The sequence below is a fragment of the Peribacillus faecalis genome, from assembly GCF_014712675.1.
GTDB classification, from domain to species: Bacteria; Bacillota; Bacilli; order Bacillales; family DSM-1321; genus Bacillus_AD; species Bacillus_AD faecalis.
In genome coordinates this window covers 36,343-49,786 of the sequence record NZ_JACXSI010000045.1, presented here as the reverse complement: position 1 = coordinate 49,786, position 13,444 = coordinate 36,343, and the positions used below count along the sequence as shown (strand labels likewise).

8 protein-coding genes are annotated in these 13,444 nt (G+C 39.5%); 3 read left to right on the top strand and 5 right to left on the bottom strand.

All coding sequences use genetic code 11. From position 1 onward, the window contains the following. Positions 1 to 31 precede the first annotated feature (31 nt). The gene (locus IEO70_RS15735; RefSeq protein WP_190999325.1) at positions 32 to 1,066 is read right to left on the bottom strand and encodes a C40 family peptidase; all 1,035 of its coding nucleotides are present in this window, start codon (positions 1,064 to 1,066) and stop codon (positions 32 to 34) included. 443 nt (positions 1,067 to 1,509) lie between these two features. On the opposite strand from IEO70_RS15735, the gene IEO70_RS15730 reads away from it, so the two are divergent. After that, complete coding sequence (locus tag IEO70_RS15730; RefSeq protein ID WP_190999324.1) at positions 1,510 to 3,240, top strand: methyl-accepting chemotaxis protein; 1,731 nt, start codon at positions 1,510 to 1,512, stop codon at positions 3,238 to 3,240. 46 nt (positions 3,241 to 3,286) lie between these two features. Here IEO70_RS15730 and cydC read toward each other — a convergent pair whose 3' ends face one another. Genes cydC through IEO70_RS15710 form a run of 4 tightly spaced genes read right to left on the bottom strand, consistent with a single transcriptional unit; the run spans position 3,287 to position 9,159 of the window. Further along, on the bottom strand, positions 3,287 to 5,041 hold the full coding sequence (gene cydC / locus IEO70_RS15725) for a thiol reductant ABC exporter subunit CydC (protein WP_190999323.1): 1,755 nt from the start codon (positions 5,039 to 5,041) through the stop codon (positions 3,287 to 3,289). Further along, positions 5,034 to 6,761 (bottom strand): thiol reductant ABC exporter subunit CydD, encoded by a 1,728-nt coding sequence (gene cydD, locus IEO70_RS15720; RefSeq protein ID WP_190999409.1) that lies wholly within the window; start codon positions 6,759 to 6,761, stop codon positions 5,034 to 5,036. Before cydD ends, cydC begins: the two co-directional genes overlap by 8 nt. Positions 6,762 to 6,763: 2 nt before the next feature. Continuing rightward, on the bottom strand, positions 6,764 to 7,771 hold the full coding sequence (gene cydB, locus IEO70_RS15715; RefSeq protein ID WP_190999322.1) for a cytochrome d ubiquinol oxidase subunit II: 1,008 nt from the start codon (positions 7,769 to 7,771) through the stop codon (positions 6,764 to 6,766). Next, complete coding sequence (locus tag IEO70_RS15710; protein ID WP_190999321.1) at positions 7,768 to 9,159, bottom strand: cytochrome ubiquinol oxidase subunit I; 1,392 nt, start codon at positions 9,157 to 9,159, stop codon at positions 7,768 to 7,770. The genes cydB and IEO70_RS15710 overlap by 4 nt, the downstream gene beginning before the upstream one ends. Positions 9,160 to 9,569: 410 nt before the next feature. On the opposite strand from IEO70_RS15710, the gene IEO70_RS15705 reads away from it, so the two are divergent. Then, positions 9,570 to 10,328, top strand: coding sequence for a polysaccharide deacetylase family protein (locus IEO70_RS15705; RefSeq protein WP_190999320.1), 759 nt, complete (start codon positions 9,570 to 9,572; stop codon positions 10,326 to 10,328). 287 nt (positions 10,329 to 10,615) lie between these two features. Continuing rightward, on the top strand, positions 10,616 to 13,429 hold the full coding sequence (sucA, locus tag IEO70_RS15700) for a 2-oxoglutarate dehydrogenase E1 component (RefSeq protein ID WP_190999319.1): 2,814 nt from the start codon (positions 10,616 to 10,618) through the stop codon (positions 13,427 to 13,429). Positions 13,430 to 13,444: the final 15 nt, after the last annotated feature.

Below are 13,444 nucleotides of genomic sequence, written 5' to 3'. Positions count from 1 at the left end.
GAAACAATGAAGTTTCATTTCTCTTATAAAATTATAGTACCCTAGTAATTTTAACAACTCTAGGTTGCCAATATGTATTTAAGGAAGAAATAGAAACACCAACAGAACTTTGACTATGAATTAGGGTTGTGTTGCTCATGGCAATGGCAACATGATTAATGACTCCATCAAAATCTGTATCGAAGAAAACTAAATCCCCTTTACGTAAGTTCGATAGACTAACAGATTGCCCAACTTTAGATTGAGCAACAGAATTTCTTGGTAAGGTAATTCCATTTTCTTGGAAGACGCGCATTGTAAAGCTTGAACAATCGAATGCGTTTGTCTGTGTAACAGAAGCTCCATATAGATAAGGTTTTCCTAAGTATTTGCTACCTGTTGATATAATGGCATCTGCTTTGGTCTCCCAAGATGTAGTTGGAGCAGATGTATTTCCTGTAGTAGGAGAAGATGTGTTGCTCGCATTACCAGAAACCTTAAGAACTTGTCCAACACGTAATTGGTTTATATTAGTTATTCCAGGGTTTAAACTTTTTAAAGTTGATATGCTAATGTTAAATTTAAAAGCTATACCTGAGAAAGTATCGCCCGATTTTACAGTATAATTAGCAGTTATGGTTGTTGAATTATTTGTATTGGGTTGACTTCCTGTCGTTGGTGAACTTGAGGATAAGGATACCTTAAGAACTTGTCCGATACGTAAATAGTTAATATTAATTACTTCAGGATTTAAAGATTTCAATGTCGATGTAGATAAATTAAATTTTTTGGCAATTCCTGAAAAAGTATCTCCACTCGAGACAATATAGGTTGAAAGATTTGTATTATTGCCAGTAGAGGAAGTTGTATTTCCAGATGATGAACTATTAATTGTTAAAATTTGTCCAGGAAAAATTGTATCGTTACTTAAATTATTCCAACTTTTAAGCTGGGAAATTGAAACATTATGATTTTTAGATATTTTCCATAATGAATCTCCTGACTTTACTGTGTAACTTGCGGCTAAGGCATTACCTGAGAATAATAATGAGCCAGCTAGTGTACCAGCAATGATTGTTTTTTTCATCTTAGTTTTACCTCCAGTATAATATTATGCTAGTATAATTATGATAACAACTAATCTCTTATAATTCATCGTAATTACTAATATTTATGATTTTAAACCACCTTTATTATTTGTCAAGTTTTGCTTATTGTGTAAGTTTTGGTTAGAATTGGCGGTTATTTGCCGAATTAACTTATGGGAACTGAAATACTTTGTGAAAAGTAGAAATTATATAAAAAGGATTATTGTATCTAAGAAACATTCAACAGAATAATTCGACAAATTTCGATTATTAATACTTTAAATCATTTTTTTCTTTAAGCATTTTTATGAAGGCTAGCCTCGTTAAAAGTAGTTCGACAGATTTCGCAACGTCAAAAATGTACTTTTTTGCTAGTGTTGTATAAATTTGTCGATTTTGTTACTATCGAATTAAACACAATTAACGAGGTGGTGTTGATGAAATGTTGAAAAAAATCAAAACATTTAGAAATAAAATTATATATTTGACTTCCATCCTACTGATTGTTCCTTTAATTGTTACTGGTATTACTTTATATATGATTTCAAAGGATCAGCTTGAAAAGGAACTGAATGCTGAGCTGAAGCTTCGAGCTGAGATGACAATCGGAATGATTAGTATGCTGGATGAAGAGGTCGAACAAGGTGTATTGACCTTGGAAGTAGCGCAGGAAAAACTTCGCGAAGAGCTTCTTGGGGAGCTGAATGCTGATGGAACACGTACTCTTAAAGAGCAATATGCAGTAGGAGAAACCGGGTATATTTCTGCAATAGATGAGAACGAAAGCTTTGTGATGGATCCTTTTTATGAAGGAACAAGCTTATCGGACGTCCAGTCAGAGGGTTTCTTCTTAATAGGGGATGATTACAAGGCGCAGGCGGAAACAGGTTATAATGTTGATTTTGAAATCAGCAATGACGGTACTGCGGATAAGGCTTTAGCTTATGTGAAAACAGATCCGTATTGGGGTTGGCATATCGTCTCGACAGCTAAGTATTCAGAATTTGACAGTGCTAGTTCAATTTTGATTGCAATGTTGGGGAACGGCGCGTTATTTTTAGTATTAGGATTTATTGCGATATCATTTTATTCACGTAAAGTTACAGCGCCTATTAAACCAATTGGCGAAGGCTTAAAGAGAGCCGCTCAAGGAGATTTTTCCGGAGATGATTTAGTCATAACATCAGTCGATGAAATCGGTCAATTGACGATGGATTTTAATGAAATGAAGAGAAATACTAATCAGCTTGTTCAAAGTGTGACACTTTCAACTGAACAGGTAGCAGCCTCTGCAGAAGAACTATCCGGCAGTGCTGATGAAGTAAACAAAGCGACCGGCGAGATTTCGTTGGCGATTCAGCAAATAGCGGATAATGCGGAAATGCTTAATGCCAATCTGGCGGAAGGATCTCAATCATTGGGTGAAGTAGCGATATCGATTCATCAATTGGTCGACAATGCAGCTGTACTTTCCTCTTCAAGCGATGAAGTAACAGACAGGGCCGTACAAGGGAATTTATATGTAGAACAAACGGTAAAAAGCATGAATTCCATCTATGAAAAAGTTAATGAGAGCAGTTGTAACTTAGGAGTTTTAGGCGTGAACCTGAGTGAAATCGGGAAAATTACGAAGGCGATAACCGATATTGCTGAACAGACAAACCTTCTTGCGCTTAATGCGGCCATTGAAGCAGCAAGAGCCGGTGAAGGAGGCAAGGGATTTGCGGTTGTTGCCAATGAAGTACGCAGACTTGCTGAGCAATCCCACCAATCCACCGATCAAATAGCTAATTTAATCGCTGATATACAAAGTAATATGGAACGCTCCACACAGTCTATGCATCATGTGAAAAACGAAGTGGAATCGGGACTTGAAGTAGTAGAAAATACTGATACGAAATTTAAAGAAATTTTGGAAAGCATGACTTCTGTCCGCTCAAGGGTCAAGGAAACGAGCGTTACAATCGAATCGATGTCAGCTATTGTCCAGGAAGTATCAGACACAATCAATGCGCTTTCACAAACCACGAATGAATCGACAGGCTATTCACATCAAGTGGCGGCATCATCGGAAGAACAGGTAGCGATTATTGAAGAAATCGCCAGTTTCTCAGAGTCGCTTACTCATTTGGCACTCGAATTGCAACAACAGGTCAGAAAATTCAAGTTATAGAACCAAAAAGAGCCTCTTAAATGTTAGAGGCTCTTTTCCATCTGTTTTACGGACGATCTAAACGGTACAATTGCTGATAGTGGCTGTTTGTTTCGAGTAAATGCTCGTGTTTGCCGTCAAGCGCAATCCGACCGTTTTCAAGAAAGAGCACGCGGTCCATCATTTCCACTCCGACAAGATGATGGGTAATATACAGCACTGTTTTATTTTGCAGATTTGTAAAAATTGTTGATAGCAATGCTCGTTCTGTAATTGAATCGAGACCAAGTGTCGGCTCATCAAGTATAATAATCGGCGCATTTTGTAATAGAATGCGGGCAAGGGCTATGCGATGCCGCTCGCCTCCAGAAAAGCGCATACCCAGTTCTTTCATGCGTGTATCGTAGCCTTCAGGAAGAGAGCTGATAAAATCGTGCAACTTCACTTGCTTGGCTGCATCGATCACATCTTCGTCACTCGCCTGCGGATTCCCGAGTCGAATATTATTCATTACAGTGGAATCGAATAAATGCGGTTTTTGCTGTAGTACAGCGACCAGATTATGCATTTCGTCTCTCATCAGTCCGACATTTTTGCCTTTAATAGTTACTTCTCCATGATCCGGCTCATAAGCACCTAAGAGAAGCTTTGCAATTGTACTTTTACCAGCACCGCTTTTTCCGAGCAACGCAATTTTTTCACCTTGTTTGATAGTAAAGGAGAGTGATTGCACTGTTGGATAACTGCTGTAGGAAAAGACAACATCGTCAAATTTCACATCTAGTCCATCTTGCTTTGCCAATGCCTCTGCAAGTCCGGCTTCATTTGGCTGTCTGTCGTTAACCTCGTCCAGCTTGTTCATGCGTGTTAAAGAGTTTTCATAGCTTGGCAGTTGACTGATTGCATCAGGTATGGGCATGAACGCTTCAAGAATCGGGAAAACAACAAGCACAAAAGCTGCAATCCATACATTGCCGAATTCCCCGGTATCGGCAGAGGTACCTGAGAAAAAGACCATCGTCACGATGATGCATGCTGTAATGATTTGAAAAAGGAAATCTCGACGATATTTGAAAGCCTCCATCAGTTTTTCCGATTCATCCAGCGCTTTTTCCCGGTTTTCATAGCTTCTCAAAAAATCTGCTTGTCTTCCGCTAATATTCCAATCGCTAATGCCGGCAACTGCATCAGTCAAGTTTTCGTATAAGGCATGCCTTGCCGTTTTCATTTGTTCATGCCGTTTTCGCGTCACCAGCAGGGAAACAAGCGGGAAAATGATAACGAGCACAAAAATCCATAATAGCATGAGTATAGCAAAAGGAATCGAAAACCAGCCAAGTAAAAGGATGGCGATCACGTACAAAATAATTGCGAAGATTGTTGGAAATATAGTTCGCAGAAACAAATTTTGCAGCTGTTCCACATCTTCCGCAAAAATACCGAGCAAATCCCCGGAAGAATAGCGGTTTTTCAGTGTTAAAGCCTGTCTTTCCAGACGTCTGTACAGTTTGACCCGCATTGATGAAAGTGATTTTAGCACCAGGTTATGGCTGGCTAGCCGTTCTGAATATTTGAAAGTAGGTCTGGCGATTCCAAAAGCACGCACGAGCACTATTGGTATGTAGACTAATAATACATTTTCCGGTCTGGTCGCTGATTTCGAAATTAAAAAACCGGATGTGAACATTAGGGCAGCAGCGCTGGCAAACGTACCGACACCGAGTATGATAACAAGTGTCAGAAGCTTCTTATTCTGTTGTAAATAAGGCTTTACCCAAGGGTCAGTGATGACGCGGAATAAAGTTTTTTGCTTCTTATTCATATGTGCACCTCTCAATTTGAGCTTGGACAAGTTTATAGTAAAACTGTTTGTTTTTCAGAAGCTCCTCATGTGTGCCGATTTCGACGATTTTACCGTCATGAAGGACAAGAAGAAAGTCCATATCCGGCATCCAATGCAAACGATGTGTCGCAAAGAAAACGAGACGATCTTCAAATAAAGGTAACATTTTCTGTTTTAATTCCCACTCTGTTTCAATATCCAGATGCGCGGTAGGTTCATCAAACAGCAATATCCTTCGCTTGTTATCCAAAAAAGCGCGTGCTAGTGCGATTCTTTGCTCTTGTCCTCCGCTAAGTAAACGGCCACCCTCACCAATTAACTCGTTCAGTCCGTTCGGCAGGGAGGCAATAACCTCATGCAATCCGGTATGTTCGCAAGCTTCATATATTTCTTCCTCTGTTGCTTCCGGTGTATAAAAAGCGATATTATTAGCAACCGAATCATGAAAAATATAAGGCTGCTGCGGTATATATAACAGCTGTTTCTTCCAGTTTTCGAGATTCAATGTTTCCAAATGCAATCCGTTTATTTCGATATCGCCGGAACTCGGTGACAGAAACCCGCCTAATAAATCTATTAAAGTTGATTTGCCGGCTCCGCTGGTACCGATAATCCCAATTTTTTGGAATCCTTTAACAGAAAACGAAAGACTCTGTAATGTATCGTTTTCAGCCTCTTCGTGCCGAAGTGAAACTTGGTTAAAGCGGATTACCGAATCACTCTTCCATTCAGGAATAGCAGCTTGTTCTTGTTTTGGCTTCGGTTCGTTAAGCCATCGAAAAATGGAATGCCAGGCATTTTTACCGTTTAGGGTGGCGTGATAATCATTGCCGAAATCCTTAAGCGGTTTAAAATATTCAGGTGCTAAAATCAAAATTGTTAAAGCGGTAAGTAATCCAATTTCCCCGTTAATTAATTGAAGACCAAGAAACAAAGCAATAACCGCAACAGAAAGGGTAGAAAAGAAGTCAAGCGCAAATGATGACAAAAAAGCAAAACGCAATGTACTCATTGTTGATTTACGGTAACGTTCGCTCACTTGCTTAATATTCCAATCATAGTTTTTGCTTAATCCAAGCAAACGCAATGTTTCCAAACCACGCAAGGAGTCGATGAAATGGTTTGATAATGTTTGATGCACTTCAAATTGGCTGCTTGCTTTCCGTTTGGCCGCGATGCCGAGGATAACCATAAAGAAAATGATTGTCGGCAGTGCCAGCAATAATACAATTGCGGAAGATAAATCTATCGTAAATGAAAATATTAAAAGCATTGTAGGTATTATGAGCATGTTAAGGAGCTTCGGCAAAAATAGTTTTAAATATGTTTCGAATTGTGTAATACCCTCGATTGACATTGTGACAAGATGGCCGGTTCCGTCTTTTTGTACAGGTGACAGGCCAAGTTCAAAGAGCTTTTCGGTAAACTGCTGTCTTACTCTGGACCCTGCATCGATGCTGAAAGAAGTAATCATTTTATCACGTGACAAAACGATTGCTTGACGCATAAAAAAGAAACATAAAAATAAAAGAAGGGGGAGTATTTGTGTCGACAGTTTTTCCCCATTAAATAAATTTGTGATTATGGAAGCCAGATATCTGGCTTCCATAATAATTGCAGCTCCTTGAATGAGAGCGGCAACTGTTAAATACAGCATTATTGGCTTAACGCCTTTTATTTGAAAAAGTGTTTTATCAATCATCAGTGATTCACCTTATGCGAAATGCGTTTACGGAACACATAATAGCTCCATATTTGATAAGCCAGTACGAACGGCAAGAGCGCAAATGCAATCTTAGTCATTAAAGAAAGTGTATAGTGCCCGCTTGCGGCATTAGTAATTGTCAAGTTAAAGGCCGGATCGATTGAACTGATCATCACCCTTGGGAAAAGTCCCACAAATAGCATCGCAACCGTACAAATGATGGTGATTCCTGTCATCGTAAATGCTAATCCTTCTTTTTGTTTGTTGGCGAAGATGTAAGCGAGTACTGCGGACAGCACAATGGCAATGATAAATACACTTGTTGCGACCGGACGAACTGTAAACAAGTCTGTGTTTGTATAGGTCAAAATCGCAAAGAGAATTAAGCCGGCAAACAGCACAATGTAAGCTTTATTTAATATAGAGACTGCCCTTTCATGAATAGGTCCGGTCGTCCGCAACCCGATAAAAGTTAAACCGTGAACAAGTGAAAGCAGAACGACTGCGACTCCGCCTACAACCGAATAAAGATTGATGTAGTCAGTAAAGCTGCCGTAAAGCGTCATATTTTTATCAATAGGCATTCCTTGAACAAGACTGGTAAATAAAACGCCTAACAAGAATGGTGCAGCAAAACTGCCGATAAAAAACAGCCAGTGCCATACATCTTTCGCTTTTTCCGTTTCTGCATGATGACTGTATTCAATCGATACACCGCGGGCAATTAAGGCAAGCAGGAATAATACAAACACGACATAATAGCCGCTGAACATCGTTGCATACCATTGTGGAAAGGCGGCAAACAATGCACCTCCGGCTGTAATCAGCCACACTTCATTAGCATCCCAGACAGGACCGATTGTCGCAATCAGCTGATTGCGTTCCTCTTTTGTATGAGCTAGAAATCGTGTGCACATACCGACTCCGAAATCAAAACCTTCCAGAAAGAAGAAACCAATAAACAAAATTGCAACCAGTATAAACCAAAGTTCATTTAAACTCATTGCTCAAACGCCTCCTTGTTCAATAAATCTGTATTTGCTTCTTTCTCTTTAGGAGGGTAAGGCCCTTTTTTGACAACACGCGTTACCATGTAAATCATCACAATCGCCAAAATCAAATACGATCCGCAAAAGGCGATTATTGAGAAAAGTAGCTGTCCTGCTGTTACATTTGGAGAAACAGACTGAGCAGTTGTGTATAAACCCATAACTGTCCATGGCTGACGTCCGATTTCTGTCATAATCCATCCGGCTGTATTGGCAATGAAAGGCATTGCGATTGAAGCTATAAGAGTTTTCAGAAGCCAAGGCTTGCTGTATAGGGATTTTCTTTTTTCGAAAAATAAACCGAGTGCCGCAATAACAATCATTAAGCCACCGAATACTACCATGACACGGAAACTCCAGAAAACTGTTTCAACCGGAGGAATATAATTGCCGGCACCGTAAAGCTGTTCGTAAGCAGCTTGCAGCGTTTTCATCCCCTCGACGGAACCGCTAAAAGAATTGTAGGCTAAAATGCTGAGTGCATACGGAATTTCAATACTCCAGTTGTTTGTCATATTTTCAACATCTAAATCGGCAATTACGGCCCAGCTTGCCGGATCGCCGCTGTCTTCCCAAAGAGCTTCACTGGCCGCCATTTTCATAGGCTGTGATTCCATCAAATGCTGGGCTTGCCAATGACCGGAAAAAGCAATTCCCAGTCCGCTGATAATACCGATAATCATCGCAATTTTAAAGGAGCGTGCAAAGAAATCGATATTTCTTTTTTTAAAGAAATTAAAGGCACTAATGCCCCCGACTACAAATGCCCCTGTAGCCAACGCTCCAAAAACGGTATGTGGGTATTCGACCAGCAACTGCGGATTCGTAATAAGAGCCATAAAGTCAGTCAATACAGCTTTTCCATTAATAATTTCAATTCCTACCGGTTCTTGCATGAAGGAATTAGCCGCTAAAATCCATAGAGCTGACAGTAAGGTACCGATTGCTACAAGCCAGGCAGAAGCAGCAATTGCCCATTTCGGCAGCTTATTGCGTCCAAATAGCCATACTCCGATAAAAGTAGATTCCATAAAGAAAGCGAGCAGTGCTTCAATGGCAAGTGGTGCTCCGAATACATCGCCCACGAAACGTGAATATTCCGACCAATTCATACCGAACTGGAATTCCTGCAAAATTCCTGTAACAACACCGATTGCGAAGGAAAGCAAAAAGATTTTCCCCCAGAACAAGGACATATCCAAATAGATTTTTTGCTTTTTGACAGCATACAATGTCTCCGTTATTGCAACGATAAAGATCAATCCGATTGAAAGCGGCACGAAGAAAAAGTGGAAAATGGTCGTAGCCGCATATTGAATACGAGCTAATTCAAGAACATCCATTACTTATGCCTCCAATCCAGTTTTTGAAAATATCTTCTATTAAATAGTGTGTTTTAGTTAAAATCAGTTCCTCCTTTTAAAATTATTTGACTATTCCGCCATCAGTTTAGTACTTTTCTAATAAAACTTCTATAGAATGAAAACTTTGTTAAGCAATAGACACAATTAGCATTCTAAGGGTTTTGGTTTGAATATGCTTACCAGGGTTCTTATTTTACTAAACTGTTTCGGAAAATTCTTAATGATGACAGAAGGAAAGTAGACCTACACTAATATATTGTCTTGGAATGTGAGGGAATTGTGTGAAAACAATGGATATTCCTTGATTGTTTGTTTTCCTTTTGTATAGAAAAGAAATGGAAAAAGCAAACTAAGAAGCATAAGTAGCCGCAAGGAAGGGATTTGCTTTTATGAAAACAAGAAAACTTTTGAAGTTATCGATTTTAGGGTACGTGTTGTTATCAATTCTTCTCATTTATAATAGGGTTGACGCAGCTCCATCCGTTGAAGAGGAATTGAAACCAATTATTGAACAAGAAGGTAAAAAGGTAGCGTATTTAACATTTGATGACGGTCCGTCACGAAATACAATCCGTATTTTAGATATCTTGGATGAATATGATGTTAAAGCGACCTTTTTTGTAATGGCCAATGAAACAGCGGAAGGGGAAACAGGATATAAGGAGATGATTGATCGGGGACATAAAATTGCACTGCATACATATTCGCACAATTATGCGGACATCTATACCTCTAAGGAAGATTTTTTTCAAAACATTAACCGGCTCGAAGCATTCCTTGAGGAACGATATAATATTAGGACAAAATTGATCCGTTTTCCGGGAGGTTCAAAAAATGTATCAAGCAGACAATATGGGGGACCAAACATCATGTCGGATATAAAAGTGGAATGCGCAAAGCGCGGCTATCGCTTTTTTGATTGGAATATCGACTCGAAGGACGGTATCTCGCCATATGTTAGCGTCGGTGAAATTACATCTAATGTGCTTAGAGGAGCTGAAAATAAGGATACGGCGATTATTTTGCTACATGATATTAACGCAATGACCAATACTGTTACAGCCTTGCCGGCAATCATTAAAGGATTGAAAGAGCAAGGGTTTATTTTTAAGGTGATTGGAGATGAAACAGAAGATATGAAGTTTTAAACAGAAGAATCTTGTCGCTATTCCGAGATAGTATTTATCAAGTTGGGATAGCGGCATTGTTCTTTTTTATGAATAAAAAAAGAATGTGAAAAATTTTTTGATTTTTTTGTATCTATATTTTGAACTCCGCACTTATAAATGGTAATATATCCTTGAAAACGTTAACTCTTTTAAAATTTCTATATATTTAGAGAAAAAAGTAGCTATCTTTCCATAACATTATTTATTAGAATGATGGTTTTGCAGAGTAACAGTTTCACATACTTCATTAGTTGGGGGTTTTAAAGATGGCCAGCCAAGTAGTAGGCGGTAATCCTTGGGAGAGTTTGACAGGACCAAACTTTGCTTATTTACTAGAAAAATATGAACAATACTTAGAAGATCCAAATTCGGTTGATGCTGATATTAAAGCATTATTCGATGTGTGGGGAGGCCCGCAAATAGCTGATACTTTCACAAGGGGTAGTGAGGCTTCAGCACAAACAAGCGCAGTTAATATGAAGAAAATTATGTCAGCTGTAAAGCTGGTAGAAAATATTCGCACATATGGACATCTTGCTGCTGATATCAATCCAATTGATAAAACGCAAAAAGATACTGAACTTCTTCAGCTTGAGAAATACGGTCTGACAGAAGCCGACTTGCGTGCAATTCCGGCTTCATTGCTTTGTGAAGATGCACCTCAAAATTTGAAGGACGGCTTTGAGCTTGTTCAATACTTAAAAGATGTCTACACAAAGACATTAGCATTTGAATTTAACCACGTTCATGATATTAAAGAACATAATTGGTTAAATAGAATGGTTGAATCAGGCGAGATTTTTGCTCCAATTGCTAAAGAAAAACAAGTTGCACTTTTAAAACGTTTAAATGAAGTTGAAGGTTTCGAAAAATTCCTTCATAAAACATTTGTAGGACAAAAACGTTTCTCTATTGAAGGTTTAGATACATTAGTGCCAATTCTTGATGAATTAGTCGCTGAATCTGTTCAAAAAGGAACGAAAAACATAAATATAGGTATGGCTCACCGTGGACGTCTGAACGTATTGGCGCACGTTCTTGGTAAACCATACGAAATGATTTTCTCAGAATTCCAGCATTCTCCGAACAAAGAGTTAGTTCCTTCTGAGGGAAGCGTCGGAATTAATGACGGCTGGACTGGTGACGTTAAGTACCATCTTGGCGCAGACAAAACAGACAACGTACTTAAAGCTCGCATTACATTAGCGAACAACCCGAGTCACTTGGAATTCGTTGGTGCAGTTGTTGACGGTTATACAAGAGCGGCTCAGGACAACCGTGAGAAAGCCGGCTATCCGACTCAAGATTTCGATAAATCATTAGCGGTTATCATCCATGGTGACGCTGCATTCCCTGGTGAGGGTGTAGTAGCTGAAACATTGAACCTTGGCGGACTAGATGCATACAAAACCGGCGGATCTGTTCACATTATCGCGAACAATATGATCGGTTTCACGACTGAAAGCAGAGATTCACGCTCTACAAAATATTCAAGCGACTTGGCAAAAGGATTTGAAATTCCAATCGTCCATGTAAATGCGGACGATCCGGAAGCATGCCTTGCTGCAGTTCGTTTAGCTGTTTTATATAGAAAAGAATTCAAGAAAGACTTCTTGATTGACTTAATCGGATACCGACGTTTTGGTCATAACGAAATGGATGAACCATTAGTGACACAACCGAAAATGTACGGAATTATTCATAAGCATCCTACAGTAAAAGCATTGTATGCTGACCGTTTAGTAAACACAGGCGTACTTTCAAAAGCAGATGCTGACCAAATCTCAGCAGATACAATGGCAAAATTGAGTGCGGCTTACAACTATGTGGAAAGCAATAAGAAAGATGTGCCTTTCATTTTAGATTTGCCGGAGCCGGTTGAAAGCGGTATCCCGCAATTAGATACGAAGGTAGACTTAGAGCGTCTTCAACGCACAAACGAAGAGCTTGTAACGTATCCGGAAAGCTTCAGTCCGAACGCGAAACTTGAAAAAATCTTACGTAAACGTGCAGACGAATTCGCGAAAAACGGCAAAATTGATTGGGCGCTGGCTGAAACATTGGCATTCGCTACAATTGTTCAAGACGGTACACCAATCCGTTTAACAGGACAAGATTCTCAACGCGGTACATTCGCTCACAGACATGTGGTGTTACATGACCGTAACAATGGTGAAACTTACGCGCCAATTCACGGCTTAAGCGATGCAAAAGCTACATTTGCTGTTCATAACAGTCCGTTAACAGAGCTTGCTGTTGTTGCTTACGAATACGGTTACAATTTGTATTCACCTGAAACATTAGTAATGTGGGAAGCACAGTTCGGTGACTTCGCGAATACAGCTCAAGTTATTTTTGACCAATTCATTTCAGCAGGACGCGCAAAATGGGGTCAAAAATCTGGACTTGTTATGTTATTGCCTCATGGTTACGAAGGACAAGGCCCAGAGCATTCAAGCGCTCGTTTAGAACGTTTCTTGCAACTTGCGGCGGAAAACAACTGGACAGTTGCTAACCTTTCAACAGCGGCGCAATATTTCCATATTTTAAGACGTCAAGCGAAAGTATTGACAATGGAAGAAGTTCGTCCGTTAGTGCTTATGACACCGAAGAGCTTACTGCGTAATCCAATCGTAGCTTCAACTCCGGAAGAGTTCACTGAAGGCGAGTTCAAGCCATTCATCGAAGATCCGGTAACAACTGAATTGAACAACAAAGACATTACGAAAATTATTATCAGCACAGGTAAAATTTCAATCGATCTTCACTTGCATGCTGCTAAACTTGAAGACAACAAAGGAATTAAATTGATTCGTCTTGAAGAAATTTATCCATTCCCATTCGAAGAATTGCAAGCATACTTTGCTCAATTCAAGAACTTGAAAGAAATTCTTTGGACGCAAGAAGAGCCTAAAAACATGGGCGCTTGGTCATTCGTTGAACCAAGACTTGTTGCAGCAGCTCCAAAAGGCGCAGCAGTCAACTACAATGGACGTCTAAGAAGATCAAGTACAGCTGAGGGTGACCCGGTTGTTCATAAAGAAGAACAAAATCGCATCATTACAGAAGCATTTAAATAAATAGACAAGTAAAGA

Coding starts and splice junctions, on each gene's coding strand:
- cydC (WP_190999323.1), bottom strand. CDS start 5,041: ATGAATAAGAAGCAAAAAACTTTATTCCGCGTCATCACTGACCCTTGG.
- IEO70_RS15735 (WP_190999325.1), bottom strand. CDS start 1,066: ATGAAAAAAACAATCATTGCTGGTACACTAGCTGGCTCATTATTATTC.
- cydB (WP_190999322.1), bottom strand. CDS start 7,771: ATGAGTTTAAATGAACTTTGGTTTATACTGGTTGCAATTTTGTTTATT.
- IEO70_RS15710 (WP_190999321.1), bottom strand. CDS start 9,159: ATGGATGTTCTTGAATTAGCTCGTATTCAATATGCGGCTACGACCATT.
- IEO70_RS15705 (WP_190999320.1), top strand. CDS start 9,570: ATGAAAACAAGAAAACTTTTGAAGTTATCGATTTTAGGGTACGTGTTG.
- sucA (WP_190999319.1), top strand. CDS start 10,616: ATGGCCAGCCAAGTAGTAGGCGGTAATCCTTGGGAGAGTTTGACAGGA.
- IEO70_RS15730 (WP_190999324.1), top strand. CDS start 1,510: ATGTTGAAAAAAATCAAAACATTTAGAAATAAAATTATATATTTGACT.